Source organism: Conexibacter sp. W3-3-2 (assembly GCF_009707605.1).
Taxonomy (GTDB): Bacteria; Actinomycetota; Thermoleophilia; order Solirubrobacterales; family Solirubrobacteraceae; genus Paraconexibacter; species Paraconexibacter algicola.
The window spans coordinates 4,340,020-4,366,807 of the sequence record NZ_WLYW01000001.1; the positions used below are offsets into that span (position 1 = coordinate 4,340,020).

The window sequence follows — 26,788 nt, forward strand, 5'->3', positions numbered from 1 at the left end:
GGGCGAAAACCGTAGGTCACCGTGCAGATCGGCGTGGCGCACATGGACCATCCCGCGGTGCACGAGATCGTGCCCTCCGCCCACTGCGTCCAGCGGTTCCGCCAGCGCATGCCCGTCCGGGCGCCGGGGATCGCGGAGGTCGCGGCGGCGCTGCTGGCGGCGCTCGAGGCGTGCGACGTGTCCGGCTGGCCGCCGGGCTGGGCGGCGACCGGCGAGTCCGCGCCCCTGTGGGCGGCCGGGCCGGACATCGCGTTCCCGCTGCAGCCGACCGGGACGCCCGGCCGCTGGCTGGCGGTGACCTGCCTGCGGCGCCCGGGACCCCGGCGCTGACCGGCGGGTCAGAGCTGCCGGACGATGCGGCCGCGGCTGTCGCCCTGGAACGTCGTGCCGTCGCGGAACGTCACGCCCCAGACGAGCCCGCCCACGAAGTCCTCGCCGTAGTAGGAGACGTAGTCGACCTCCGCGGTGGGCCGGCCCAGGCGGTTCGCCGCGGCGACCGTCAGCCGGTACGGGGCGGCGGTGTTGATCGGGGCGACCGGGATCGTCTGCGCGCCGCCGAAACCGGGAGGACCGAGGCTGACCTGCTCGACCTTCCCGCCGGGGAGGAACTCGACGTTGCGCAGGCGCCCGCCGCCGGTGAGGAACTGCGCGTCGATGCGGGCGGGGCGGAGGCTGAGGTTCTTCAGGCGCCCGAAGCGGCCGCTGCGCATCGTGGCCTTCGCGGCGGCGAAGCTCGAGCGCAGGAGCATCGAGCCGCGCTCGAGCCCGACGGGGGCCTCGCCGTCGGGGCCCGCGGGCGTCTGCGGCGTGGGGGGCACGGGTGCCGTGAACCGCGGGACGGTGACGTCGGGGCCGTCGATCGCGTCGGTGATCGACCCGACGACGGCGCTCATCACGCCGCCGAGCAGGGCGAACAGGATCCCGATCGAGACCAGCGCGCGCACGAGCCGCGCGCCCGCGGACGGGCCGGCGGCGTCGGTCGTCCCGGCCTGGCGGGCGCGGCGCTCGGGGAAGGACCGGGGCGGTGGCCCGTGCGTGCCGGGGATGCCCTCGCGCTCGGTTCCCGGCTCCATGCCGGGCAGCGTCGTCGCCGAGGCGGTCACGGCCGGCACGGCCGCCTCGCGCCGCTCGCGGGTCGGCGGCGTGGCCCAGCCCATCGCCGCCAGCGGGTCCTCGTCCTGCTCGCGGCCGAAGGCGTCGCGCTCACCCATGCGCCGAGTCCACCACGTCCCGCGGCGGAACGCCAGCGCCCGAGACCGGGTTCAGACCGCGCGTAGACGGCTGAACGCGGGTCGCTCGCGCAGCGCGCGCACGACCGCGTCGACGGTCGCCTCGCTGTCGTCCTCGAGCCCGTCGGTGACCGCGCCGACGAGGCCGCGCTTGCGCTCGAGCACCTGCGAGAGGTCCTCGTCGACGGTGTGCGCGGCCAGCAGGTACCAGGCGGTCACGGCGTCGTGCTGGCCGATGCGGTGCACGCGGTCCTCGGCCTGGTCCATCAGCGCCGGGGTCCACTCGAGCTCGAGGAACGCGACGTTCGACGCGCGCGTGAGCGTGATGCCCTGCGCCGCGACCCCGGTCGAGGCGATCAGCAGCCCGGGGCCGTCGGGGTCCTGGAAGGCGTCGACCGCCGCCTGACGGGCGCGGCTCGAGTCGCGGCCGAGCAGGTGCAGCGCGTCGGGGTTGCGGGCGACGAGGGTCTCGAGGACGTCGACGTGGTGGGCGAACACGACCAGCGCCTCGCCGGACTGCCGGAAGTCGTGGATCCACGAGATCGCGGCGGCGAGCTTGCCGTGGGCGGCGAGCATCCGCAACGTCCCGAGCTGCGCCAGGCGCTCGGCGCGCAGCGTCGCCGCGATCTTCGCCTCCAGCTCGCGCAGGTCCAGCGGCTGCTGGCGCAGCCACGCGATCACGTCCTCCTCCGCGGTCCGGTACTCGGTGCGGTTGCTCAGCTCGATCGGCACGACGACGCGCGCCTTCTGCGGCAGCTGCGGGAGCACGTCCTGCTTGAGCCGCCGCACGAAGCAGCGCCGCCGCAGGTGCCAGTGCAGCCGCGCCTCGCGCTCGCTGCCCTCGAACAGGCGGTGGAAGCGCGCGCCGCTGCCGAAGTCGCCCAGCCGCCCGAGCACCCGCAGCTGGCTGATGAGCTCGTCGGGGTGGTTGAGGACCGGGGTGCCGGAGAGCGCGAGCCGCAGCCCGGTCCGCGGCAGCGCGTCGGCCAGGCGCCGCACCGCCTTGGTGCGCTTGGCGCGCGGGTTCTTGACGTAGTGGCTCTCGTCGAGCACGAGGGCGCGCGGGCCGAGCCGCCCGAGCGACTGGGCGTGGGCCTCGACGATGTCGTAGTTGACGATCGTGATGTCGGCGGGACGGATGGCGCCCGAGCGGCCCTCGAGGACCTGCAGCGAGCGGTGGCCGACCCAGATGCCCGCCTCGCGCTCCCAGACGAGCTTCAGGCTCGCCGGGCAGACCACGACGGCGGGGTACGCGCCGTCGGCCTCGAGCGTGGCGAGCGCCTGCACGGTCTTGCCGAGGCCCTGCTCGTCCGCGAGGAACGCCTGGCGCTGGGCCAGCAAGTAACGCACGCCCGCGACCTGGAACGGGCGCAGCGTGCCGCCGAGGCGCACGTCGTCCCCCAGCGGCTCGGCGTCCTGCGCGCGGGACCGCTCGATCGCGTCGACCGCCGCGGCGTGCTCGGCCCGCATCTCCTCGAGCACCGGGATCGCGGCCGCACCCGGGGTCACGCCGTGCGCGGCGCAGAAGGCGTCGAGGTCGGCGGCGACGTACGGGTCGGCCGGCAGCGTGCCGGTGGCGACGTCGGCGCCGGGGAGGGCGAGGAACAGCGCGGCGAGGTCGGGCCGCCAGAGCACGTCGAGCCGCAGCTTCGGGCCGTCGACGCTGGGGACGAGCGTCAGCTGCGCCGGCGGCGGGTCGAGATCGACGCGCGCGTAGGTCGCGCAGCGCGTCGCCCGGCCGTCCAGGCGCGCGCCGCGTTCCTCCATCAGCGCATCGGCGACCGCCGCGGTCACCGGTGCGAGGTGGACGTCGCGGCGCAGCTCGCGGGCCAGCGCGGCGATCGCGCCGGGCAGCGTGCCGAGCCGGGTGGTGAGCTCGAACGCGGGGCCGCCCTCGTGCTCGACCGCGGTGACGGTGCCGGTCCAGCGGCTGCTGACGCCACGCAGCCACTCGGTGACGTCGCCGCTGGGGAGCAGCTCGGGGAACCGCGCGATGAGGTCGGCGACGTGGGCGCCCGCCCAGTCCCCGGCGGGGGCCGACCACTCCTTCGTGTCCCAGTCGAAGCGGCGGTCGGGGATGCGCCGGACGGCGTCGACGATCTCGGGCCGGTAGGGGAAGGCGAGCACGACCTCGAGGTCCCCGGACGGGGTCGGCCGCAGCTCGATGTTCGGGCGGCCGGGGACGAGATCCACGCCCCGCACCGTACGACACCCGGCGGCGCGGTCCGGCGTGCCGTGACGAGTTCGTGAAGTTCCTTGCAATCAGGGTGCTGAGTGCTGCTAGCGTTCGCGCCGTAACCCAAGCAGTGCCGGGCCGTCGTTGCTTCATTTGCACCTTCGCGCGCAGCACACAACATCCCGTGGAGGAACACCAAATGGCCACCGGAACCGTGAAGTGGTTCAGTGACGACAAGGGCTTCGGCTTCATCACGCCGGACGACCCGGGCAAGGATCTGTTCGTGCATCACAGCGCGATCCAGGCCGACGGCTTCCGCACCCTCGCCGAGGGCGCGAAGGTCGAGTTCGACGCCGAGCCGGGCGAGAAGGGCCCCAAGGCCGTCAACGTCCGCACCGTCTAGCGACGGAGCCGCTTCAGCACTGCGTGGGGCCCGGGAGACCGGGCCCTTCGTCGTTCTCGGCCCCGACGCTCAGGGCCGCGGTCGGTCCACGTCGGCGAAGGCGCGCGCGGCCCGGCCGAACGTCTCGTCCATGACGGCGTGGACCTGGCGGCGGACGGTGCGCGGCGCGCGGCCGGCCAGCACCGCCTGGCCGAGCGTCCGCTCGCGCGCGTCGAGCGCGGCGCCGAGCGTGGCGGCGAGGCCGACCGCCCGGGGGTCGTCGGGGCGCAGCCCGAGGTCGCGCGCGATCGTCTCCTGCAGCGCGGCGGTCCAGTCCTCGGCGATCACGAGCCGGCGGGCGCGCAGCGCGGGCGAGCCGGCGAGCGTGCGCCGGAACGCGACGAAGCGCCGCGACAGCTCCGGGTCCTCGAGCGCCGCCCAAGTGAATCCGGGGACGGGGGCGACGGTCGGGCGCAGCAGCGCGTCGACGGCGCCGAGGATCGTCTGGCCGCAGGGGCGCTCCTCGATCGTCGTGCGCAGGCGGTCGAGCAGCTCGTCCGCGCGGTCGAAGAAGAGGTCCTCCTTCGCCGGGAAGTAGTTGAAGACCGTGCCGACCGAGACCTCGGCGGCCGCGGCGATCTCGGCGACGGTGACGGCCTCGAACCCGCGCCGGGCGAACAGCTCGGTGGCGATGTCGGAGATCGCCTGACGGGTGCGGAGCTTCTTGCGCTCGCGCAGGCCGGGTGCGGGCTGGTCCTCGTCCACGGATCCGAACCCTAGCCGAACGTGAACCTGTGACAAAATTGTAGTCGTTGCAAAATTCCCGCGGATGTGATCCTCTATGCGCCATGACCGCCACCGCCATCCACGCCCGCGGACTCGTGAAGCGCTACGGCACCACCACCGCCCTGAAGGGCGTCGACCTCGACGTGCCGCAGGGCTCCGTGTGCGGCGTGCTCGGCCCCAACGGCGCCGGCAAGACGACGGCGGTGCGCATCCTCACCACCCTGACCGCCGCGACCGAGGGCACCGCCACGGTCGCCGGGTTCGACGTCGCCACCCAGGCCGACGACGTGCGCCGGCGCATCGGGCTGGCCGCGCAGGACGCCACCGTCGATCCGCTGCTCACCGGCCGGGAGAACCTCGTCATGATCGGCGAGCTGCACAAGCTCGGCCGGGCCGCCGCCCACGCGCGCGCCGACGAGCTGCTCGAGCAGTTCACCCTCACCGACGCCGGTGGGCGCCTCGCCAAGGAGTACTCCGGCGGCATGCGCCGTCGCCTCGACCTCGCGGCCACGCTCGTCGCGCGGCCCGACGTGCTGTTCCTCGACGAGCCCACCACGGGACTCGACCCGCGTGCCCGCAACGACCTCTGGGACGTCCTGGACCAGCTGGTCGGCGGCGGTGCGACGATCCTGCTGACGACCCAGTACCTCGAAGAGGCCGACCGGCTCGCCGACGAGATCGTCGTCATCGACCACGGCACCGCGATCGCCCGCGGCGACGCGCGCTCGCTGAAGCGGCAGATCGGCGGCGAGCAGCTCGAGGTCGTGCCGCTCGACGCCGCCCACCTGCCCGCGGTCGCCGCGCTGCTCGAGCGCATCGGCGGCAGCCCCGCCACCGTCGACGCCGGGACGCGCCGCGTCACCGCCCGCAGCAGCACCGGGGTCGCGGCGGTCGCCGAGGTCGCGGCGGCGCTGCGCGCCGAGGGCATCGCCGTCGAGGACCTCGGTCTGCACCAGCCGTCGCTGGACGACGTCTTCCTGACGCTCACGGGCCAGCCGGCCGAACCCACCCCCGACGAGGAGGCCGTCGCATGAGCTCCCCCCTGCTGTCCGACGTCTGGGTCATCGCCCGGCGTGGCCTGCTGCACATGCGCCGCCAGCCCGAGGTGCTCGCGGACGCCACCTTCCAGCCGATCATGTTCGTCCTGCTGTTCGCCTACGTCTTCGGCGGGGCGATCGCGGTGCCGGGCGGCGGCGACTACAAGGAGTTCCTGATGGGCGGCATCTTCGCCCAGACGCTCGTGTTCAGCTGCTTCGGCGTCGCCATGGGCCTCGCCGCCGACCGCGGCAACGGCGCGGTCGACCGCTTCCGCTCGCTGCCGATCAGCCGCGGTGCAGTGCTCGGCGGGCACGCGCTGGCGAACATGATCAAGACCGTCCTGCCGATCACGCTGATGGCGATCTGCGGCCTGATCGTCGGCTGGACGCCCAACGGGCCGCTGCTCGACACCGTGGCCGGCTTCGGCCTCATGTTCCTGTTCTCGTTCGCGATGATCTGGGTGGGGGTGCTGCTCGGCAGCACGCTCGCGACGCCCGAGGCGGTGCAGGGCGTGACGTTCACGGTCCTGTTCCCGCTGACCTTCATCGCCAGCACGTTCGTGCCGACCGACACGCTGCCGGGGGTCCTGCGGACGATCGCCGAGTGGAACCCGACGACGACGCTCGCGGACGCGCTGCGCCGGCTGTTCGACAACCCGGGCGCGGTCGCCCCCGCGGACGTGCCGTGGTCGCTGGCGCACCCGATCGCCTACACGCTCATCTGGATCGCCGCCATCGTCGCGATCTGCGCCCCGCTGGCGGTGAGCCGCTACCAGCGGTCGATCACCGACTGACCGACGCGCCGGCCATCGCCGGACGGCCGGACGTGCGCGGCGCGGCCGCGGGACGACCGGGCGCGCTGCGCGGGCGCGACGCTCCGCGGCGGCCCGCGGTGAGCAGCGGCCGCTCGACCCGCGTCCACGAGAGATGCGCGACCGGCAGCACGACGGCGAGGACCGCGAGCGTGGCCGCGGTCGTGCGGCCCTCCGGGAAGAGACCCGCCCCGCGCAGCGCGAAGATCGCGGGCATGTGCCACAGGTACACGCCGTAGCTGCGCTCCCCGAGCCACGCCAGCGGCCGCGCCTCGAGCGCCCGCAGGGGCCGCGCGGCCTGCGCGACCGCGACGAGCAGGAGCGCGAAGCCGGCGGCGGCGATCGCATCGCGCCAGATGCGGCCGGCGTCGGTGGCGCCCGCCGTGCCGCTGCCGTGCCACCAGCCGTTGAGCGCCACGAGGCCCGCCGCCGCGGTCAGGAGCGCGAGCACCGAGGGACGGCCGAGGCGGCGGCCGTGGCCGAGCGCCGCGGCCGCCATCCCCGCGGCGAAGCACGGCGCGAGTGCCGGCAGCGCCGAGGCGAGCACGAGATCGGCCGGGCGACCCGCCAGCCAGACGTTCCAGGCCGTCCCGGCGGCCGCGAGCAGCACGGCGGGCAGCAGCAGCGCGGCGCGCGACGGGCGCCGGCGCGCCGCGAGCACGGCCAGGCCGGCGAGCACCGGCAGCACGAGGTAGAAGGTCGCCTCGACCGTCAGCGTCCACATCGGCGGGTTCAGCTCCGCGACGGTCTCGGGGTGCAGCGCCTGCGCGAAGACCGCGAACAGGGGCAGCAGCTCGGCCGAGGGGGACCCCGACCCCGCGGACGTGGTCGAGCGCGAGGAGCAGCGGCACGGTCACCACCAGGCACAGCCACGCCCCCGGCACGAGCCGCCGCACGCGGGCGTCGAGGTAGCGGCGCAGGTCCGGCAGCGGCCGCCCGTCGAGGACGGCGGCCACCCAGGCGCGGTAGATGAGGAACCCGGACAGGACGAAGAACAGCGGCAGCGCGAGCCGCAGCTCGTGCAGGACGGCCGCGACGGGTCCGTCGTCGTCGGAGCGGGTGTACAGCCAGACGTGCAGGACGAGGATGGCGAGGGCCGCGAGCCCGCGCAGGGCGTCGAGGCCGGCCAGCCGCCGCGTCCCGCTCGCCGGCGGCTGGGCGCGCAGCGGGGACATCGAACAGGACGTTCCCGTCACGCCCCGCCGAAAACCTAAGGAGTTCCTGAGAGATCGCCGGGAACGGCCGGCCCGGCGGTGGCGGCACGCAGCTGCTCCAGCAGCGTCGCCTCGTGCGCCTGCCAGGCATCGTCGGTGAGGCCGCGCTCGCGGCGGTCGCGCAGGAACGCGAGCTCGGTGGCGATGAGCTGCTGGTCGGCGACGGCGCGGCGCGCGCGCCGCCCGCCCTGCGCCTTCGCGCGCTTTCGGGCACGCCGTCGGGCGGGCAGCGAGGCGAGCTCGCCGACCGCGCCGGCCGGCAGCCAGCCCGCCTGCACGTACGCGGGCAGGTGCCGCTCGATCGCCTTGCGCTCCCGGCGCCGGTCGAGCCGCGCGACCAGCAGGATCCCGAAGAAGATCGGCACCATGAACAGCAGGTAGACGCCGAAGAACGCGCCGGTCGACGCCGACGTGTTCCACAGCGAGTGCAGGCCGATCGCCACGAGCAGCCCGACGACCGGCGCGACGCGGCGCACGAACCCGCTGCGCGAGCGGGCCGCCAGGCCGAAGCCGATGCCGGTCGCCGCGGTGAAGACCGGATGGGCGAACGGGCTCATCACGCCGCGCACGACGAACGTCGCGAGCGCGCCGACGAGGCCCTCCTCGACCGCACCGCGCCCGTAGTAGAGGACGTTCTCGGTCGCCGCGAAGCCGAGGCCGACCATCGCGGCGTAGACGATGCCGTCCAGGACGCCGTCGAGCTCGGTGCGCCGGCGCCGCACGATGACCCAGATCGCGGCGGCCTTCGCGGTCTCCTCGACGACCGGCGCGGAGATCGAGCCGCCGTAGATCTCGCCCGCCTCGGCGCCGAGGCTGCTGCCGACGACCGCCTGCCCGATCGTGTTGAGCACGAGCGCGACGAAGCACGCCACGGTCGCGCCCCACGCGAACGTGAAGACGAGCATCCGCCGCGGCTCCGGCTCGTAGCGGTCGAGCCACAGGACCCCGGCCGCCAGCAGCGGCACCGGCGCGATCGCGAGCATGACCGCGAGCACGAAGATCACCGGGGTCGTCTCCAGGCCCGCCGCCGCGAGCACGAGCGCCCCGCTCAACGTCATGCCCAGGATGCCCGCGGTCCCGACCAGCCGCCGGGAGACATCGCGCGTGACCCGGGGGTCGGGAAGCGGGGGTGTGGCCATGGCGCAGCAGGGTACGCTTGCGGGCATGAGGACGCCGGGGAGAGCTCTCGCGGTCGCCGCGCTGGGCGCGGCCGCGCTCGCGTCGGCCCTCGCCGCCCCGGCCGTCGCGACCGCGCAGATCCAGGCCGTCCCGGTGCTCGGCGTCGCCCCGCCCGGCACCAACGACTTCGGCTGCCGTCCGCGCGAGGACCGGCCCCCGATCGTGCTCGTGCACGGCACCTTCCTCGACATGACGACGAGCTGGCAGGCGCTCGCCCCGCTGCTGCGCCGCGACGGCTTCTGCGTCTTCGCGCTCGACTACGGCCGCCGCGGCACCGACCCGGTCGACCGCTCCGCCGACGAGCTCGCCGCCTTCACGCGGCGTGTGCTCGACGCCACCGGCGCGCCGAAGGTGAGCTTCGTCGGGCACAGCCAGGGCGGGCTGCTGGCCCGCTGGACGGTCCGCAGCCGCGGCCTGCTCGACCGCACCGAGGAGATCGTCGGGCTCGCGCCCTCCCACCACGGCACCACGCAGGTGCTCGCCGGGCCGCTGTCGCGCGTCGGCTGCCTGTCGTGCGCCGACCAGGCCGTCGGCTCCCCGTTCCTGGCCCGCGCCAACGCCGCCCCCGAGGCCCCGGCGGAGATCGACCACACGGTCATCTCGACCCGCAACGACGTCGTCGTCACGCCGCCGTCCTCGCAGGCGCTCGACGGCCCGACCGCCACCGCGGTGATGCTCCAGGACCGCTGCCCGGGCGACCTCGCCGAGCACGTCTCGATCCTCTACGACCCGGTCGCCCTCGGCTGGGTGCGCCACGCGCTGCTGCGCGACGGGCCCGCCGACCCGGCCGCGATCGTCGACTGCACGGGCGCGACCCCGCCGCGCTCGCCCGGTGTCGCACTCCCGGACGCGTCCGAGGACCCCGCGCCGAGCCCGGCGCCGGAGCCCCGCGCGGTCCGGCTGAGCGTCCTGTCGGACGTGCTGCGCCTGTCGCGGGCCTCGACCGTCGGGCTGCTCGTGCGCTGCGACGGCCCGGAGGGCGCGCGGTGCGTGAGCCTCGTGCGGCTGCGCCGTGGCGCACGCGCGCTGGGCACGGTGCGCATCAGCGTCCCGGTCGGCGGTGACCGCCTCGTGCGGCTGCGCGTGACGAAGGAGGGCCGCGCCCTGCTGCGGTCCGCCGACGGGGCGGTGCGCGTGACCGTCCGCGCGACGACCGCCGACGGGGATCCGCGGGTCGCCACGCACGCGGCGACGCTGCAGCGCAGCTGAACCCCGTCGGCCCGGGGGCGCGCAAGCGAGGCGGACGACGCGGATCCTGACACCGTGTCAGGATCGGGCGATGGCCGACCGACACGTGGACTTCCTGCTCATCGGGGGTGGCGTCGCCTCCGCGACCGCCGCGAAGACGCTGCGCGAGGAGGGGGCCACCGGCTCGATCACGATCGTCAGCCGCGAGATCGACCCGCCCTACCACCGGCCGCCCGCGACCAAGGGCTATCTGCAGGGCGCGGAGAGCAAGGACGACGCGCTCGTCCATCCCGCCGACTGGTACGCCGAGAACGACGTCGAGCTGCTCAGCCGCGTCAGCGTCATGGGGCTCGACACCGACGCCCACACCGCGACGCTCTCGAACAAGCAGACGCTCTCCTACGGCAAGGCGCTGATCGCGACCGGCGCCATGGTCCGCCGGCTGGGCGGCGTGGACGGGGCGCAGCTCGACGGCATCCACTACGTCCGCGCACTCGGCAACAGCGACGCGATCCGCCGCGACGTCGAGGACGTCGACCGCGTCGTCTGCATCGGTGGCAGCTACATCGGCTGCGAGGTCGCCGCGTCGCTGACGGCGCTCGGCAAGCGCGTCGCGATCGTCCTGCAGGAGGCCGAGCCGCTGTCCGGGGGCTTCGGGCTGCGCGCGGGCGTCTTCTTCCGCGACGTGCTCGAGCGCCACGGCGTCGAGATCTTCGGCAGCGACGAGATCGAGGCGTTCCTCGGCGACGGGGACGCCGACGACGCGCGCGTGCGCGCGGTCACGACGCGCAACGGCCGCGAGCTGGCGGCGGGCGCGGTCGTCTGCGGCGTCGGCGCCACCCCGGACGTCATGCTCGCCCGCAAGGCGGGCCTGGCCCTGGGCGAGGCGGGCGGCGTGCTCTGCGACGCGCGGCTGAAGACCTCCGCCGACGACGTCTACGCCGCCGGCGACATGTGCGAGTACGACAGCGTCGTGCACGGCCATGCGCTGCGCATCGAGCACGAGGACGTCGCGATGACCCAGGGGGCGACCGCGGCCCGGAACATGCTCGGGCAGGACGTCCCGTACGACACGGTCCCGTACTTCTTCAGCGACCTCGCGGACTGGACCTCGCTCGAGTACGTCGGCCCGGCCCGCTCGTGGAACGAGGAGCTCGTCGTCGGCTCGATCCCCGACGGGCGCTTCACGATCTACTACGTCGACAGCGGCATCGTGCGGGGCGCGCTGACCGTCGGCGGCCACGACGACCTGGAGCGCGCGCGCCAGCTCATCCGCAGCGGCGAGCGCGTGAGCGCCGGGGACCTCGGGGCCGAGAGCTATCCGGCCTGATTCTGGATAGGATCAGCAGACGATGATCGCCATGGATGCCTTCGCCGCGACCTTCGGGCTCGTGATCGTGTTCTTCGTCGCCTTCCCGGCGCTCGCCCACGTGCTGATCGGCTTCGCCGTCGCGCAGGCGCTCGGCGAGAAGGAGCAGAACGACCGCTACGCCGCGGGCCTCGACGACGAGTAGCCCGCCGGACCGCCGCGCCCCGCGCGCGGCCGGTCCCCGGGCTCCCCGTCGAGCGGGAGCCCGTCGTCTCAGCCCAGGTCGGCGGCGAGGCCGACCGTGATGGCCACGAGCGCGACCGCCCCGAGCCCGCGGCGGAACGCGTTGACGCCGTAGCGCAGCTCGTCGTAGGCCCAGCACGCGAGCGCCACCCGGCCGAGCGCGTCGAACGCCGTGCGCGTGTCGCCGTCGCTGAGCTGCCGCCCGAGCCACGCCGCGAGGTACACGAGCAGCGGCGCGTTCGGGAACTGCGCCACGGGGTAGGACCGCGGCCAGCCGTGCTGTCCCCGGTCCCACAGCTGCCGCAGTCGCGCGCGATCCATGCCCCGTAGCGTCCCACGCGTGACCGACGAGCAGCTCCGCGCCGCCACCCTCACCCGCCTGCACGAGCTGGCGGTCGTGCCGGCGCCGCTGGAGCAGGAGGCGGCGCGCGCCGCGATCGTGCAGGGCTGGTGGCGGGCCGACGGGCTCGGCGACGTGCACGTCGACGCGGTCGGCAACGTCCTCGCGCGGCTGCGGCGCGGCACGACCGGCCGCCGGGTCCTCGTCGCCGCCCACCTCGACACCGTCTTCCCCGCCGACGTCGACCACGCGCTGCGCACCGGGACCGACGGCCGCCTGCACGGGCCGGGAGTGGGGGACAACACGGTCGCGGTCGCCGCGCTGGCCGAGCTGCGCCACCTCGTCCCCGGCGAGGGCGACGGGCACGACGTCTGGCTCGTGGCGACCGTCGGCGAGGAGGGGCTGGGCAACCTCCGCGGCGCCAAGCACCTGGTGGCGACCCACGACGACCTCGCCGCGTTCGTCGCGGTCGAGGGCGCGATGCTCGGCCGGATCAGCCTCGCCGGCAACGGCTCCGTGCGGGCCCGCGTCGACGTGCACGGTCCGGGCGGGCACTCCTGGAGCGACCGGGACCGCGACTCCGCCGTGCACGCGGCGGCGCGCGCCATCGCGCTGCTCGCCGCGGAGCGCCCGACGCGCGAGGAGGCCTGGTCCTGGCACGTCGCCTCCGTCACCGGCGGCGGCGACATCAACGTGCTCGCCGCGCACGCGTCGTTCACGCTCGAGATCCGGGCGCCCGGCACGTTCGTGCTCGCCGCGCTCGAGACCCGGGCCCGGGAGCTCGTCGCCGCCGGCGCCGCCGGGCTCGCGTGGGAGTGGACCGAGCTGGGCCGCCGGCCCGGCGGGGCGATCGCCACCGACCACCCGCTCGCCCGCGCGGCGACGGCCGCCCACGACGCGCACGGCTGCGCGTGGATCCTCGAGGACGCGGGGACCGACGCCAACGCGGCGCTGGGAGCCGGGCTGGCCGCCCTCACCGTCGGGCTCGCGGACGGCGAGGGCCTGCACACGCTCGAGGAGTGGCTGGACCCGGCGCGGATCCCGCTCGGCCTGCGGGTCCTCGCCGACCTCCTCGTCGTGGCGGCCGCCGCGGACTAGGACTTCTCGGCGTTGCGCGCCTGGCGCGCGGCGCGGACGCGGTCGGTCTGCGCGAGGTTCACCTTGCGCAGCCGCACGTGGTCGGGGGTCACCTCGACGCACTCGTCCTCACGCAGGAACTCCATCGCCCCGTCGAGCGACAGCGGCTTGGCCGGCGTCAGCCGGACGAGCTCGTCCGCGGTCGAGGAGCGGATGTTGTTCAGCTGCTTCTCGCGCACCGCGTTGACGTCGAGGTCCTCCGAGCGGGAGTTCTCGCCGACGACCATGCCCTCGTAGACCTCGTCGCCGGGCGACACGAACAGGATCCCGCGCTCCTGCAGGTTGAAGCACGAGAACGACGTGACCGTGCCGCGCCGGTCGGCGACCAGCGAGCCCGACGGCCGCGTGCGGATCTCGCCCTGCCACGGCTCGTAGCGCTCGAAGACGTGGTGCATGAGCCCGGTGCCGCGCGTCTCGGTGAGGAACTCGGTGCGGAAGCCGATCAGGCCGCGGGCGGGGACGAGGTAGTCCATGCGGACCCAGCCCGTGCCGTGGTTGATCATCTGCTCGAGGCGGCCCTTGCGCAGCGCGAGCAGCTGCGTGACGACGCCGACGTAGTCCTCGGGCACGTCGATCGTCATCCGCTCGATCGGCTCGTGGACCTTGCCGTCGATCTCGCGCGTGACGACCTGCGGCTTGCCGACCGTCAGCTCGTAGCTCTCGCGGCGCATCATCTCGACGAGCACCGCGAGCTGCAGCTCGCCGCGGCCCTGGACCTCCCAGGTGTCGGGGCGCTCGGTGTCGTTGACGCGCAGCGACACGTTGCCGATCAGCTCGCGGTCGAGGCGGTCCTTGACCTGACGGGCGGTGAGGAACTTGCCCGACTGGCCGGCCAGCGGCGAGGTGTTGATCCCGATCGTGACGCTCAGGGACGGCTCGTCGACGCTGATGACCGGCAGCGGCCGGGCGTCGGCGGCGTCGGCGAGCGTCTCGCCGATCGTGACGTCCGGCAGGCCGGCGATCGCGACGATCTCGCCCGGGCCCGCCTCGGCGGCGTCGACCCGCTCGAGCCCGTCGGTGACGTACAGCTCGGTGACCTTGGCGCGGGAGACGATCCGGTTGCCCTCGGCGTCCGTCTCGGCGCGGCACCAGGCGATGTCCTGGCCCTTGCGGACGGTGCCCTCCTTGACGCGGCAGATCGCGAGGCGACCGACGTACGGGGAGGCGGCGAGGTTCGTGACGAGGGCCTGGAACGGGTGGCCCTCCTCGTAGGTCGGTGCGGGGATCGTCTCGACCAGCAGGTCCATCAGCGGACGGAGGTCGGTGCCCGGGACCGCCTGGTCCCCGTCGAGCTCCAGCGACGCCCAGCCCTGCTTGGCGTTCGTGTAGACGATCGGGAACTCGATCTGGTCCTCGTCGGCGTCGAGGTCGAGGAACAGGTCGTAGACCTCGTCCACGACCTCCTTGATGCGGGCGTCGTCGCGGTCGACCTTGTTGATCACGAGGATCACCGGCAGGCGACCGGCGAGCGCCTTGCGCAGCACGAAGCGCGTCTGCGGCAGCGGCCCCTCGGAGGCGTCGACGAGCAGCAGCACGCCGTCGACCATCGTCAGGCCGCGCTCGACCTCGCCGCCGAAGTCCGCGTGGCCCGGGGTGTCGATGATGTTGAGCTTCACGTCCCCGTACTGGACCGAGGTGTTCTTCGCGAGGATCGTGATGCCCTTCTCGCGCTCGAGGTCCATCGAGTCCATGACCCGGTCGGCGACCTCCTGGTTCTCCCTAAAGGTGCCCGCCTGGTGCAGCATGGCGTCGACCAGCGTGGTCTTCCCGTGGTCGACGTGGGCGACGATCGCGACGTTGCGCAGATCGGAGCGGATGGCGGTGGCGGCGGCTGTGGTCATGCGGCAACGGAGGGTACGGGGTTCGGGGATCGCACCACCCGCCCCGCCCCGGGCGCCACTAGGCTCGCCCGCATGATCCTCGACCGCCTGTTCGCCGCCGGCTACGACGTCATCTTCCAGCGCGCCGAGCGCGGCGGGCTCACCGCGATGCGCGCCGAGGCGATCGGCGACCTCTCCGGCACGGTCGTCGAGCTCGGCGCGGGAACCGGGCTGAACCTCGCGCACTACCCCGCCGCGGTCGACCGGCTGATCGCCACCGAGCCCGACCCGCACATGGTCAAGCGCCTGCGCGCGAAGGTCGCGGCGGGCGAGGGTGGCGGCCCCGAGCGGGTGACCGTGGCGCAGGCGGGCGGCGAGCGCCTGCCGCTGCAGGACGGCGAGGCGGACGCGATCGTCTGCACGCTCGTGCTCTGCACCGCCCCCGACGTGCCCGGCGTGCTCGCCGAGGCGGTCCGGGTCCTGAAGCCGGGCGGCCGCTTTCGCTTCGTCGAGCACGTCCGCGCCGACGGGCACCGCCACGCCGCCTGGCAGGACCGGCTCAACCGGCCCTGGGGGGCCCTCGCCGGTGGGTGCAACGCCAACCGGGACACGCTCGCGGCGCTGCGCGCGGCCCCGGGCCTCGAGGTGCGCGGGGTGCGCGACGACAGCTTCCCGGGCGTCCCGGCGCTCGTGCGGCCGCTGATCCGCGGCGAGGCCGTGCGCGTCTGATCCGCCGGAAGCGGGGGTGTCGGCGGCGCGCGCTGCTAGCGTCGTGTGTGCACGCGCACGTCCGGTGTGCGTGCAGGTCACACAACGACCGGGCCCGGGGGCGGGATGGTGGGGGGCATGGAGAGACTGCACACGTGGCTGCTCGCGGCGAGCGCCCTCATCGTCGGCCTGACGGCCGCCGCACCGGCGTCCGCGGACGTCCTCATCGACGCGGTCCCCTCGGGGACGACCTACGGGCTCACGGTGACGGTGACCGGCGCGCCCGCGGAGGCGGTGGACCTGCGCACCCGACCGCTGCAGGCCCAGGGCGTCGACATCGACGCCGACGGTGCGGTGGCCTTCACCGCGGCCGGCGCGGACGTCTGCTCGCCGACCGGCGACGAGACGGTGGCGACCTGCTTCTTCGGCCCCGACGGGTCGGCCCGCACGTTCGACGACACGATCGCGCTGACCGGCGGACCGGGCGCCGACACGCTGCGCAACCAGTACTCCAACGCGCTGAACGTCGTCACCGTGACGTTCTCGGGCGGCCCCGGGGTCGTCGCCGACACGCTGCGCGGCGGGCTCGCCGACCGCGACGTCGTCACCTACGCCGACCGCGTCGCGCCGATCACGGCGACGCTCGCCACCCCGGCCGCCTCCGTCTCGGGCGCCGGCGAGGCGGGGGAGAACGACACGCTGAGCGGCCTCAAGCGCGTGATCGGCGGCAGCGGCGCGGACACGCTGAGCGCGACGGCCGGCGGTCGCGTCCTGGACGGCGGGCCGGGCGCGGACGTGCTCTCGGGAAACCAGAGCGAGGCCACGACGATGCTCGGCGGACCGGGCGACGACGTGCTCCACGGGCGCGGCGGCGGTGACACCGCCGACGGGGGCGCCGACACCGACCTCTACCGCTACCTCGGCACGCCGAGCACGGTCGTCGCGTCGCTCGCCACCGGCACGGGCAACGCGGGCGTCGGCTCGCCGACCGACACGTTCACGGCGATCGAGCACCTCGAGGGCAGCACGGCCTCCGACACGCTCACCGGGGACGGCGGCCCCAACCACCTGATCGGGGGCGACTCCGGCGACACCCTCGTCGGCGGAGGCGGCGCGGACGAGCTGCAGGGGGACGGCGGCAACGACAGCCTGGACGGCGGTGCGGGCGAGGACGTCCTGCGGGGCGGGGCCGACAGCGACACGCTCGTCGGCGGGCCTGACGCGGACGACCTGCAGGGGGATGCGGGCACGGACGTGGCGGGCTTCGGCGGGGCGGCGGGGCCGGTCGACGTGGACCTCGCCGCGGGGACCGCGACGGGGGAGGGGACCGACACGCTGACCGCGGTCGAGCAGGTGCTCGGCAGCGCGTTCGGGGACACGCTGCGCGGCAGCGCGGGCCCGGACACGTTGACCGGCGGCGACGGCGACGACCTCCTGCAGGGCCGCGGCGACAACGACACCCTCGCGGGGGGCCCGGGAGCGGACACCGTCTCGTTCGCCGACCGGTCGCAGGCGGTGAGCCTCGGGCTCACCGATGCCGGCACCGGGTTCGCGGTCATCGGCGGGGCGGAGTTCGACAGCGTCAGCGCGGTCGAGCACGTCACGGGCGGCAGCGGTCCCGACTCGCTGGTGGGGAACGCCGCCGCGAACGAGCTGCGCGGCGGTCCGGGCGACGACATGCTCGTCGGCAACGGCGGCGACGACCTGCTCGACGGCGGGGCGGACGCGGACACCGCGAACTTCGCCTCCGCCACGGACGCGATCACCGCGGACCTGGCGGCGGGGACCGCGATGGGCGCGGGCAGCGACCAGCTCGTGGCGATCGAGCGGCTCTTCGGGGGCGCGGGCGCCGACCGTCTGAGCGGCGACGGCGGAGCGAACCAGCTCGTGGGCGGTGCCGGTGACGACGAGCTGCAGGGCCGCGGCGGCGCGGACCTGCTCGTCGGTGGCGCCGACGCGGACACCGCGCGCTACGACGAGGCGCCCGGCCCGGTCGTCGCCAGCCTCGCGTCCGGGGCGGCCACCCTCGACGGGTACGGAGCGGAGGACCAGCTCGCGGTCGAGCACCTCGTCGGCGGGCCGCAGGCGGACACGCTCACCGGTGACGCGGCCGCCAACGACCTGGCCGGAGGCGGCGGGGACGACGTGCTCGTCGGGGCCGGCGGCGCCGACCGGCTCGACGGCGGTCCCGGCCGCGACCGGGCCTCCTACGCCGCGGCAGCCGCCCCGGTGACGGCGGATCTCGCCGCGGGCACGACGACCGACGACGGCACGGGCGCGACCGACACGCTCACCACGGTCGAGGGACTCGAGGGCGGCACGGCCGCTGACACCCTCTCCGGCAGCGACGCCGCGGACCTCCTGATCGGCGGGGACGGGCCCGACGTCCTCACCGGTCGCGCCGGCGCCGATGACCTGCGCGGCGACGCGGGCGCCGACACCCTCGACGGCGGTGCGGGCGAGGACGACCTCGACGCCGGCGCCGACGACGACACGCTGCAGGCCCGCGACGGCGGGCGCGACCGGCTGATCTGCGGCACCGGGACCGACGGCGGGCTGCGCGACACCGACGAGACGCTCGTCTCCGCCGACTGCGAAGCCGTCCGCGCCCCGGACCCGGCGCCCGCCGACCCGACGCCGGCGCCCACCGGCCCGACGCCCGCCCCGCCGGCAGAGACCACGCCGCCCTCCTCCACGCCCGACCCGGCGCCGACGACCGCGAACCTCGAGCCGACCGCGGGGACCGTCCTCGTGCGGCTGCCCGGCAGCTCCACGTTCGTGCGGATCGAGGAGGCCACCTCGATCCCGACCGGCACGATCGTCGACGCCACCCAGGGCCGCGCGACGCTCGTGCGCGTCACCGCCACCGGCGTCGTCCAGCGCATGGAGTTCTACGACGGCGTGTTCCTCGTCCGCCAGCCGACCGCGCGCAACCCGTTCGTCGACGCCGAGCTCGTCGGCGGCGACCTGTCCGGCTGCCCCCGCACGAGCCCCGGCTACAAGGACTGGATCAGCGAGCAGCGCCGGCTCTTCCCGTCCACCCGCACCCGCGCACTGGCCCCGACCGCCACCGTGGCCGCGAAGAAGCGCAAGCGCGGCAAGGTCCGCAAGCTCTGGGGATCCGGCAAGGGCGACTACCGCACGGTCGGGCGCGACGGTGCCGCCTCCGTCCGCGGGACCCGCTGGCTGACCGAGGACACCTGCACGGTCACCCGGATCACGGTCCGGGAGGGCGTCGTCAGCGTCCGCGACAGCGCGACCGGGGCGACGATCCTCGTGCGCGCCGGCCAGTCGGTGACCACGCCGTTCACGCTCGCCACGCTGCGGCGCATCGCCCGTGGCGGCCCCAGCGTCGGAACGCTCACCGCCAAGGCCAGGAAGCGGCTCGCGCGGCGCCGCTGACCCTGGACCGGGGTGACAACCGGTTTGTGGTGAATGGAGGTTTCGGGCGGCCCCGGCGCGTGACACGCTGCGCGACGGCGGCGTCACCCGACGCCGGGGGGTTCCACGATGGAGGCAGGCGATGTGCAGGGTCACGGCGTATCTCGGTGACGAGGCGGTGGTCGACGACCTCCTCTTCGGCGCGGACCGCGCGCTGGTGCGGCAGACGGTCGACTCGGAGCTCATGTCGCTCCTGAACCTCGGCGGCTTCGGGCTCGCCGCCTGGGACGCGGGCAGCCACGACCCGGCCCGGCCGTTCACCTACCGCGTGCCGACGCTGCCGAACTTCGACCGCAACCTGCGCGCGCTGACCCGCAAGGTCCGCGCCCGCGCGCTCCTCGCCCACGTCCGCGGCGTCGTCTACGACGAGCGCGAGCGGATCGGCCCGCACAACCTGCACCCGTTCTGCTTCGACGGGGCGCACGTCGCGCTCGCCCAGAACGGCGACCTCTACGACTTCGGCGCCATGCGCTACGACCTGCTCGAGCACGTCGGTCCCGACCTCGCCAACCGCATCGAGGGCACCACGGACACCGAGTGGGTCTACGCGCTCGTGCTCTCCGGCCTGCCCGACCCGCTCGGCCCGGCGACGATCGACGACGCGACCGTCGCGGTCGAGCGCGCGCTCACCGTCCTGCGGGGGATCCGCGAGCGCCGCGGGATCCGCACGCAGTCCCCGGTGAACCTCGTCCTCTCCGACGGGGAGTGGCTGCTGACGACGCGCTTCGCCTACGACTACGGCTGGTACCCCGACGACGACTCGTTCTTCGCCGGCGAGCGCGAGCACGACTTCACGACCCTCTGGTACACGACCGGTGGCGCGTTCGCCGGGCGCGACGGCACCTACGCGATGGGGGACGGACCGACTACCTCGATCGTCGTGGCCTCCGAGCCGCTCACGCGCGACCACACCGGCTGGATCGAGGTGCCGGAGTACTCGATGCTCCGTGCGTTCCCGGACCCGGCCACCGCCGAGCTGACCATCGAGACGCGGGAGCTCCCGCTGTGAGCGGCCTGGTGCAGGAGCGGATGGCGTCGCTGCGCGACGACGTCCCGAGCTTCGCCGACATGGGCGACGAGGAGGCGGCGGTCGTCGCCGCGCTCGTGCGCCCCTTCTCCGCCCCCGCCGGGCAGCTGCTGCTGCGGCAGGGCGCCGCCGCCGGGGACCTCCACGTGCTCCGCTCCGGCCGGGTCGAGATCTCCTACCGCAGCGCCGGCGGTGCCCGCGTCGCCGTCGGCGAGGTCGGCCCGGGCGGCGTGCTCGGCGAGACCTCGCTGATCGGGCGGCGCCGGCGCTTCGCCGACGCGATCGCGCTCGAGGACGTCGAGGGCTGGGTCCTGCACGGTGGCGCGTTCGAGCAGCTGCGCACCGACGTGCGGCCCGGGGCCGTCGCGTTCACGCGGCGCATCGGCGACGTCGCGGTCCGGCGGCTGCGCGAGCGCTACGCCGCGCTCCAGCTCGCGGCCGGCGGCCCGTCCTACCCCGAGCCGCAGGACGTCGCGCTCCCGTCGCCGACCGCGCCCGAGTCCGCCGAGTACCTGCGCGGGCTGCTGTGCTTCCGCTCGTTCGCGGACCCCGGCATGGTCGCCGACCTCTGCGACGGGCTGCGGCGCACCGAGCTGGCCCGCGGCACCACGCTGATCCCGCACGACCACGTGCCCGCGCACCTGCTGCTCGTCGTCCGCGGCGCGGTCGAGGTCAGCGTGCGCGGCGGCGAGGGCGCGCAGCGGGTGCGCCTCGCCGGGCCCGGGCGCTTCGTCGGCCACAACGGCGTCCTCGACGACGGGCCGAGCCCCGTCATGTGCCGGGCCCGCGAGCGGGTGGTCCTGCTCGGGCTGCCGCGCGAGCTCGTCCGGGCGGCGCTCGACTCGCCCGAGCCGCGCGACCGCGCGCTCACGCGGGCCGTGCACGAGGACGTCGTGCGCGCGCAGGCGCAGGCGGAGCGGCCGATGGCCCGCACCGCTGTGCGAAGCTGACGCGTGCGTGGGACCGCAGGGGGGCACAACCGGGGGACCGGGCCGGCTGGGCCGTGCGCGCGCGAGCCTGCGCGCGCAGCGCCTGCTCGTGCTGCCGCTGCTCGGCACGATCGCCGTCGCGGTCGTGCTCGCCGCGACCCCGGTGCTCGATGGCCTCGAGCGCGCCTCGGGGGACGTCCGCTTCGCGGTCCGCGGCGAGCAGACGCCGCGCGAGGACCTCGTCGTCGTCGCGGTCGACGACCGGACCTTCAGCGACCTCGACCAGCGCTGGCCGTTCCCGCGCTCGCTGCACGCACGGGCGATCGAGCGGATCGCCGCCGACCGGCCCCGGGCGATCGTCTACGACGTGCAGTTCAGCGAGGAGACCGATCCGGACTGCGACCCCGACGACCCGGACATCACCGACGCGTGCATCGAGGCGATCGAGTCCGACAACGCGCTGCTGCTCGCGCTGCGCGAGGCGGGCGACGTGGTGCTCGCCACCACCGAGGTCTCGGCGGCCGGGCGACCGAACCTGCTCGGCGGCGACCCGGAGGCGCTCGCGTTCTCGCGCGCCCGCCCCGGGATCGCGCTGTTCCCGATCGACCCGGGCGGCGTGTACCGGCGCGGCCGCGTGCGGCAGGCGGGCCTGCCGACGCTCGCCGTCGCGACCGCCGAGGTCGTCCGCGGCCGGCGCCTGGACCCCACGACGGTCCCGCAGGACCCGTTCCTGATCGACTACGCGGGCCCCCCGGGCACCGTCCCGCAGGTGTCGTTCTCCTCCGTCGTCGGGCCGCGCCCGGTGCCCCGCGGCACGTTCCGCGACCGGATCGTCGTCGTCGGCCCGGTCGCCACGACGCTGCAGGACGTGCACCCGACGTCGTTCGCGTCGGCCGGCGAGATGTCCGGGGCGGAGATCCAGGCCAACGCGATCGCGACCGTCCTGGACGGCTTCCCGCTGCGCACCGCGCCGCGCTGGCTCGCGGTCCTGCTCGCCGCGCTGCTCGCCGGCCTCCCCGTCGCGGCCGGGGCGCGGCTGGGCGGCGGGGCGCGCAACGCCGCGATCCTCGCGGCGGTCGCGCTCGCCGCCGCCGGGCTCCTCGTCGGCGCGGCGCTGCTCGCCTTCTCCGGCGGCTTCGTGCTGCCCGTCGCGGCGCCGCTGGTCGCGCTCGCGCTCGGCACCGTCGTGGCGCTCGTGACCGGCTCGGTCCGCGAGGCGGTCGAGCGCGAGTTCACCCGGCGCGTGTTCGCCCGGTTCGTCAGCGACGACGTCGTCGACCAGGTCCTCGCGCGCGCCGAGCGCGACGGCTCGCTGCGGCTCGGCGGCGAGCGGATGGAGACGACCGTGCTGCTCAGCGACATCCGCGGCTTCACGACCTTCAGCGAGCGCAACCGGCCCGAGGTCGTGCTCGAGCTCCTCAACCGCTACCTCTCGACGATGACCGAGGCGATCCTCGACCGCGGCGGCACCGTGACCGGCTTCCTCGGCGACGGCATCATCGCGGTCTTCGGGGCGCCCGTCCCGCACCCCGACCACGCCGACCGGGCGGTGCGGGCCGCCCAGGACATGCTCGTGCGCTGCGCCGCGTTCAACGCCGAGCTCGCCGCGGAGGGCCGCGACGTCGAGTTCCGCATGGGCATCGGGCTCAACAGCGGCCCGGTGATGGCCGGCAACGTCGGCAGCCAGCGGCGCCTCGACTACACGGTGATCGGGGACGTGGTGAACACCGCCGCCCGGCTCGAGGGCGCGACGAAGGGGACCCCGCACGACCTGTTCGTCGCCGGGGCCACGTACCAGGCGCTCCTCGAGGACCACCCCGAGCTCGTGTTCCACGACACGATCGCGCTGCGCGGCCGTGCGGCCGGCGTGCCGGTCTACGTGCCGCGGCCGACGGCGGAGTAGCCCCCGCCGTACGGGTTCTCGGGCGGCTGCACGTCGCCCTCGGTCGGCACCGGGTCGGTCGCGGTGCGCGGGGGCGCCCCGGCCCGCACCGTCGGGCAGCCGCGGCGGCCGCCGGACCCGCGCCACGGCAGCCGCACGCTGACGGCCGAGGCGTTGTTGCGCTCGTCGAGCTCGACGAAGCGGTTGGACGGGTCCGCCTTGTGGACGTACGCGAAGCAGCCCGAGAACCCGGTCACGTCGATCCAGTTCTGCGGGTAGCGCCACGGGTAGATGTCCGCCCAGCCGACCGAGGTGCCGAGCGTCACGCGGCTGATCGGCCCCTTCTGCGAGCAGGCGCCGTACTGCCGCGTCCGCGGCGAGCCGCGGTAGGGGCGGCGGGTGGCGAGCGACCGCACCCGCGTGAGGTCCCGGTAGCAGTAGAAGATCTTCGGCCCGGTGCGCACGAGACGGGTGCGGAAGCCCTGCGCGTCGAGCGCCCAGAGCTCGAAGCCCGCCGCGTCCTCGAACTTCCAGTACGTGCCGCGGGTCCGCGTGTCGAAGAAGCGGATGCTGCCGTTGGGCGGCTGCACGCGGGTCGTCGCGGCGGTCCGGCCGCGCAGCACCTGCCGGGCGGACATCCGCGTGCGGGTGATCCGCCGGCCGCGCACCTCCAGCGGCCCGTCCCCGACGTTCACGATCGCGTTGGTCGTCGCCAGCAGCGACCGGCCCTTCTTCGTGCGCAGCAGGTGGAAGCCGTAGGGCGTGCGCATCACGAGGTCCGGGCAGCGCAGCCGCAGCTCCGGGCGCCGGCACGGGTTCGGATCCACCGCGGGCGCCGGCGTCGGGGTCGGCGTGGGCGTCGCGACCGGGGTCGGCGCCGGTGTCGGAGCGGGGTCCTGGGCGACGGCGGACGCCGCCACGGAGCCGCCGAGGGCGACGAGGGCCAGGGGGAGCAGGAGCGGGCGGGACAGGCGCGACATCGAGCGCGGGAATCATGGCGGTCCGGGGTCACGGATGCGCCGCGCCCCGCGAACGTGGCACCCTGACGCGCGCCGGGACCCGGCGCTGTGTGCGGCATGTCCGGCACGCCGCCGGGGCGGACGCGTAGGCTCGTCGGTGTTCCAGGGACCGGCGGTGGCGTCGGCCCGACACGGGGGAGAGGTCTCATGCGGCGATCGATCGCGTCGTCCATCGGCGTGCTGCTGCTCGCACTCGGCGGGCTGACGGCGGCGCCCGCGTCCGCGGCGCCCGCGCTCACGGCCGCGCCGGCGACGCTCGACTTCGGGTCGGTGTCGACGACCTCCTACCTCGTCAGCCGCACGACGACCCTGACGAACACCGGGGACGCGCCCTACGCGATCGCCTCGATCACGATCCCCGACGCGGGGACGACGGGCTTCCAGCTGGGCGGGGGCACCTGCTCCGCCGGGACCAGCGTGCCCGTCGGGTCCTCGTGCACCGTGACCGCGCTGCTGCGACCGCAGGCCACGGGGCCGCTGCAGGCGACCCTGCGGGTCACCGGGACCGGCGCGCCGACCCGCGACGTCCCGCTCGCCGCGACCGGGACCCCGGCCGAGCTGGCCGTGGACCCGGCGGGATCCGTCGGACTCGACGCCGGCAACGTCCTCGTCAGCGGGACGAGCGCGCCGCTCACGCTCACCTTCAGCGCCGTCGGCGAGCGCGACCTGACCGGCGTGCGCTTCGTCAGCGCGTCGACGCGGGTCCGTCGCCTCGCCGGAGTCGACGGCGGGACGTGCGGGGCCACGCTTCCGCGCGGGGCGTCCTGCACCGTCGTCGTCGTCTTCGAGCCGACGCAGGAGGGTGGCGTGGGGGTCGGTCTCGACCTGCTCGCGGCCGAGGGGAGCGTCGGCACGAGCCTGCGCGGCGCCGGGGTCCTCGACCGACGGATCGCCGTCGACGACATCGACCTCGGGGAGTGGTCCATCGTGCGCGGAGCGAGCGCCGTGCGCACCGTCACGGTCCGCAGCACCGGGACGCTGCCGCTCACCCTCGACGGGATCGACGTGACGAGCACCGCGATCGGCGAGTTCACCCGCGCCCCGGGCGCGGACGCCGGGACGTGCACCACCGCGGTCGAGATCCCGCCCGGCGGCAGCTGCACGGTCGGCGTGCGCTTCGACCCGGGAGCCGTCGGCGCGCGGTCCGGCGCGGTGCGCGTGCGCTCGAACGCCGGGAACGTGACGCCGTTTCGCAACGGCAACGCGATCGGGGCCCTCACCGGCACGGGCATCGAGCCGGCCGCCACGCTCACGCCCTCGCCGCTGGCCTTCGGCGGACAGCCGGTCACCGCGGGCGCCTCGCCGACGCGGACCGTGACGCTCACGAGCTCCGGGACGACCCGCCTGGAGCTCACGGCGCTCGCCGTGGTGGGCGCGCGCGCCGCGGAGTACCCGCTGGCCGGGGGCACGTGCACGGCCACGACCACGCTGGACCCCGGCGCCAGCTGTACGGTGGCGATCGCGTTCGACCCGGCGGCGACCGGCAGCCGGACCGCGACGCTCGAGCTGCTCGGCAACGTGGGCCGGAGCACGGTGGCGCTCACCGGCACGGGCACCGCACCCCTGCTCGAGGCGGGGCCGGCCCGGCTCGACCTCGGCGCGCGGGCGGTCGGCAGCGGGCCGTCCGCCGGGGAGGACGTGACGATCGCCAACCGCGGTGACGCCCCGCTGGAGGTGACCGCGCTGGAGCTGTCCCCGGCCGGGGCGCCGTACGTCCTGGACCCCGGCAGCTGCCGCAGCGGCCCGGTCGCGGCGGGCGGCAGCTGCCGGGTGACGGTGGCGTTCGCACCCGTCGCCGTCGGCGACGCGCCGGCGACGCTGGTCGTCCGCACGGCCGACGCCGCGGCGGCCGTGCAGCTGACCGGGCGGGGGACGGCGCCCGCCCCGGCGCCCGTCGAGCCGACCCCGACCGCCACCCCGACCCCGACGCCCGATCCGCCGGCGCCCACGGCTCCGGCCGGCGACGCGCCGGCGCCGGCCGCTCCCGCCGCCGTCGTGCCGGTCGCGCCGCAGGCCACGGCCCCGCTGCTGCCGACGATCCGGCGCTGCGTGAGCCGCCGCAGCTTCGTCCTGCGGATCCTTCGGACCGCCGGACGGACGCCGCGGTCGATCGAGGTCCGCTACGCGGGGCGGGTGCTGCGGCGCAGCGGCCGGTCGCTGCGCAGCCGCATCGACCTGCGCGGCCTGCCGAAGGGCCGCTTCACGGTCCGGATCGTCGTCCGCTTCACCGACGGCACGACGCTGCGGGACAGCCGCCAGTACCGGACGTGCACCCCGAAGCGGTCCGGCGGTCGGGCATGAGCGACGCGCTCGTCCTCGGCTTCGGCCTCGGGTTCGTCGTGGCCGCCGCGATCGGCCCGATCTCGCTGCTGTGCATGCGCACGGTGCTGCGCGGCTCGCTGGGCGGCGGCGTGGCCATCGGTGCGGGGGCTGCCGTGGTCGACGCGACCTACGCCCTGCTCGGGGCGCTCGGCGCCGGCCAGGTGCTGCAGATCGACGCGCTGGCGCTCGCGCTCGGGCTCCTCGGCGCCGCCGTGATCGCCACGCTCGGCCTGCGGACGCTGTGGTCGGCGTTCCGCGTGCGGATGGGAGGCGAGGCGACCGAGGAGGTCGCCGGCCCGCGCGCCGCGTTCGCGACCGCCCTGGCGGCGACGGCGTCCAACCCGATGACGATCGCCTCGTGGGCGGCGGTGTTCGCCGCCGCCTCGACGGCCGGAGCGGCCGACGGCCCGGGCGCCACCGCCCTGCTCGTGGCGGGCGTGGGGCTCGGGACGCTGACGTGGTTCACGGTCCTGTCGCTCGCGCTCGCCGTGGCGCGCCGCCGGGTGGGGGAGCGGCTGCTGCGCGCGATCGACGTCGGCAGCGGCCTCGGGCTGCTGCTGTGCGCCGGCCTGCTCGGCCGACGCACGCTGCAGGACGGGTGACGCGCC

23 protein-coding genes and 1 pseudogene are annotated in these 26,788 nt (G+C 75.5%); 15 read left to right on the forward strand and 9 right to left on the reverse strand.

Annotated features, from left to right (window positions below; translation table 11 throughout):
- Positions 1 to 21: 21 nt before the first annotated feature.
- Positions 22 to 330 (forward strand): hypothetical protein, encoded by a 309-nt coding sequence (locus tag GKE82_RS20825; protein WP_154734630.1) that lies wholly within the window; start codon positions 22 to 24, stop codon positions 328 to 330.
- Between the two features lie 8 nt (positions 331 to 338).
- On the opposite strand, the gene GKE82_RS20830 is transcribed toward GKE82_RS20825, so the two are convergent.
- Positions 339 to 1,211 (reverse strand): hypothetical protein, encoded by an 873-nt coding sequence (locus tag GKE82_RS20830; protein ID WP_154734631.1) that lies wholly within the window; start codon positions 1,209 to 1,211, stop codon positions 339 to 341.
- Positions 1,212 to 1,262: 51 nt separating this feature from the next.
- Positions 1,263 to 3,422, reverse strand: coding sequence for a DEAD/DEAH box helicase (locus GKE82_RS20835; protein ID WP_154734632.1), 2,160 nt, complete (start codon positions 3,420 to 3,422; stop codon positions 1,263 to 1,265).
- A 182-nt stretch (positions 3,423 to 3,604) separates the two neighbouring features.
- Between GKE82_RS20835 and GKE82_RS20840 the strand changes: the two genes are divergently transcribed.
- Complete coding sequence (locus GKE82_RS20840) at positions 3,605 to 3,808, forward strand: cold-shock protein (RefSeq protein WP_107569029.1); 204 nt, start codon at positions 3,605 to 3,607, stop codon at positions 3,806 to 3,808.
- A gap of 69 nt (positions 3,809 to 3,877) precedes the next feature.
- Here GKE82_RS20840 and GKE82_RS29140 read toward each other — a convergent pair whose 3' ends face one another.
- On the reverse strand, positions 3,878 to 4,552 hold the full coding sequence (locus GKE82_RS29140) for a TetR family transcriptional regulator (RefSeq protein ID WP_309233734.1): 675 nt from the start codon (positions 4,550 to 4,552) through the stop codon (positions 3,878 to 3,880).
- Positions 4,553 to 4,635: 83 nt separating this feature from the next.
- Between GKE82_RS29140 and GKE82_RS20850 the strand changes: the two genes are divergently transcribed.
- Positions 4,636 to 5,607, forward strand: coding sequence for an ATP-binding cassette domain-containing protein (locus GKE82_RS20850; RefSeq protein WP_107569031.1), 972 nt, complete (start codon positions 4,636 to 4,638; stop codon positions 5,605 to 5,607).
- Positions 5,604 to 6,404, forward strand: coding sequence for an ABC transporter permease (locus tag GKE82_RS20855; protein ID WP_107569032.1), 801 nt, complete (start codon positions 5,604 to 5,606; stop codon positions 6,402 to 6,404). The genes GKE82_RS20850 and GKE82_RS20855 overlap by 4 nt, the downstream gene beginning before the upstream one ends.
- On the opposite strand, the gene GKE82_RS30130 is transcribed toward GKE82_RS20855, so the two are convergent.
- The 3 genes and pseudogenes from GKE82_RS30130 to GKE82_RS20870 all read right to left on the reverse strand — a co-directional run bounded on the left by GKE82_RS30130 (position 6,394) and on the right by GKE82_RS20870 (position 8,775).
- A complete protein-coding gene (locus GKE82_RS30130) occupies positions 6,394 to 7,215 on the reverse strand; it encodes an acyltransferase (RefSeq protein WP_309233827.1) in 822 nt (273 codons plus the stop codon). The genes GKE82_RS20855 and GKE82_RS30130 overlap by 11 nt on opposite strands.
- 97 nt (positions 7,216 to 7,312) lie before the next feature.
- Positions 7,313 to 7,597 (reverse strand): annotated as a pseudogene (locus tag GKE82_RS31640) (acyltransferase family protein); the annotation flags it as partial.
- A gap of 35 nt (positions 7,598 to 7,632) precedes the next feature.
- On the reverse strand, positions 7,633 to 8,775 hold the full coding sequence (locus GKE82_RS20870; RefSeq protein WP_196189362.1) for a PrsW family intramembrane metalloprotease: 1,143 nt from the start codon (positions 8,773 to 8,775) through the stop codon (positions 7,633 to 7,635).
- A 25-nt stretch (positions 8,776 to 8,800) separates the two neighbouring features.
- Between GKE82_RS20870 and GKE82_RS20875 the strand changes: the two genes are divergently transcribed.
- The 3 genes from GKE82_RS20875 (at position 8,801) to GKE82_RS20885 (ending at position 11,517) form a co-directional block, all read left to right on the forward strand.
- Positions 8,801 to 10,024: a triacylglycerol lipase gene (locus GKE82_RS20875; protein WP_154734635.1), complete on the forward strand. Its 1,224-nt coding sequence runs from the start codon at positions 8,801 to 8,803 to the stop codon at positions 10,022 to 10,024.
- A gap of 70 nt (positions 10,025 to 10,094) precedes the next feature.
- Complete coding sequence (locus GKE82_RS20880) at positions 10,095 to 11,333, forward strand: NAD(P)/FAD-dependent oxidoreductase (RefSeq protein WP_154734636.1); 1,239 nt, start codon at positions 10,095 to 10,097, stop codon at positions 11,331 to 11,333.
- Positions 11,334 to 11,355: 22 nt separating this feature from the next.
- Positions 11,356 to 11,517, forward strand: coding sequence for a hypothetical protein (locus tag GKE82_RS20885; protein ID WP_154734637.1), 162 nt, complete (start codon positions 11,356 to 11,358; stop codon positions 11,515 to 11,517).
- Between the two features lie 68 nt (positions 11,518 to 11,585).
- Here GKE82_RS20885 and GKE82_RS20890 read toward each other — a convergent pair whose 3' ends face one another.
- Complete coding sequence (locus tag GKE82_RS20890) at positions 11,586 to 11,876, reverse strand: hypothetical protein (protein WP_154734638.1); 291 nt, start codon at positions 11,874 to 11,876, stop codon at positions 11,586 to 11,588.
- 19 nt (positions 11,877 to 11,895) lie between these two features.
- Between GKE82_RS20890 and GKE82_RS20895 the strand changes: the two genes are divergently transcribed.
- On the forward strand, positions 11,896 to 12,993 hold the full coding sequence (locus tag GKE82_RS20895; RefSeq protein ID WP_309233735.1) for a M20/M25/M40 family metallo-hydrolase: 1,098 nt from the start codon (positions 11,896 to 11,898) through the stop codon (positions 12,991 to 12,993).
- Here GKE82_RS20895 and typA read toward each other — a convergent pair.
- On the reverse strand, positions 12,990 to 14,873 hold the full coding sequence (gene typA, locus GKE82_RS20900; protein ID WP_154734640.1) for a translational GTPase TypA: 1,884 nt from the start codon (positions 14,871 to 14,873) through the stop codon (positions 12,990 to 12,992). The genes GKE82_RS20895 and typA overlap by 4 nt on opposite strands.
- A 72-nt stretch (positions 14,874 to 14,945) precedes the next feature.
- On the opposite strand from typA, the gene GKE82_RS20905 reads away from it, so the two are divergent.
- The 5 genes from GKE82_RS20905 (at position 14,946) to GKE82_RS20925 (ending at position 22,860) form a co-directional block, all read left to right on the forward strand.
- On the forward strand, positions 14,946 to 15,581 hold the full coding sequence (locus GKE82_RS20905) for a class I SAM-dependent methyltransferase (RefSeq protein ID WP_107569040.1): 636 nt from the start codon (positions 14,946 to 14,948) through the stop codon (positions 15,579 to 15,581).
- Between the two features lie 117 nt (positions 15,582 to 15,698).
- Positions 15,699 to 18,962, forward strand: a complete 3,264-nt coding sequence (locus GKE82_RS20910; protein WP_154734641.1) for a calcium-binding protein — start codon at positions 15,699 to 15,701, stop codon at positions 18,960 to 18,962.
- 121 nt (positions 18,963 to 19,083) lie between these two features.
- Positions 19,084 to 20,010 carry a class II glutamine amidotransferase gene (locus GKE82_RS20915; RefSeq protein ID WP_107569042.1) on the forward strand — a complete coding sequence of 309 codons (927 nt, stop codon included), beginning with the start codon at positions 19,084 to 19,086 and terminating at the stop codon, positions 20,008 to 20,010.
- A complete protein-coding gene (locus GKE82_RS20920) occupies positions 20,007 to 20,978 on the forward strand; it encodes a cyclic nucleotide-binding domain-containing protein (RefSeq protein WP_107569043.1) in 972 nt (323 codons plus the stop codon). The genes GKE82_RS20915 and GKE82_RS20920 overlap by 4 nt, the downstream gene beginning before the upstream one ends.
- Before the next feature lie 7 nt (positions 20,979 to 20,985).
- On the forward strand, positions 20,986 to 22,860 hold the full coding sequence (locus tag GKE82_RS20925) for a CHASE2 domain-containing protein (RefSeq protein WP_154734642.1): 1,875 nt from the start codon (positions 20,986 to 20,988) through the stop codon (positions 22,858 to 22,860).
- On the opposite strand, the gene GKE82_RS20930 is transcribed toward GKE82_RS20925, so the two are convergent.
- Positions 22,833 to 23,819, reverse strand: a complete 987-nt coding sequence (locus tag GKE82_RS20930; RefSeq protein ID WP_107569045.1) for a hypothetical protein — start codon at positions 23,817 to 23,819, stop codon at positions 22,833 to 22,835. The two genes, GKE82_RS20925 and GKE82_RS20930, sit on opposite strands and share 28 nt — an antisense overlap.
- Positions 23,820 to 24,005: 186 nt before the next feature.
- Between GKE82_RS20930 and GKE82_RS20935 the strand changes: the two genes are divergently transcribed.
- On the forward strand, positions 24,006 to 26,159 hold the full coding sequence (locus tag GKE82_RS20935) for a choice-of-anchor D domain-containing protein (protein ID WP_196189363.1): 2,154 nt from the start codon (positions 24,006 to 24,008) through the stop codon (positions 26,157 to 26,159).
- The gene (locus GKE82_RS20940) at positions 26,156 to 26,782 is read left to right on the forward strand and encodes a LysE family transporter (protein ID WP_154734644.1); all 627 of its coding nucleotides are present in this window, start codon (positions 26,156 to 26,158) and stop codon (positions 26,780 to 26,782) included. Before GKE82_RS20935 ends, GKE82_RS20940 begins: the two co-directional genes overlap by 4 nt.
- The last annotated feature ends 6 nt before the right edge of the window (positions 26,783 to 26,788 follow it).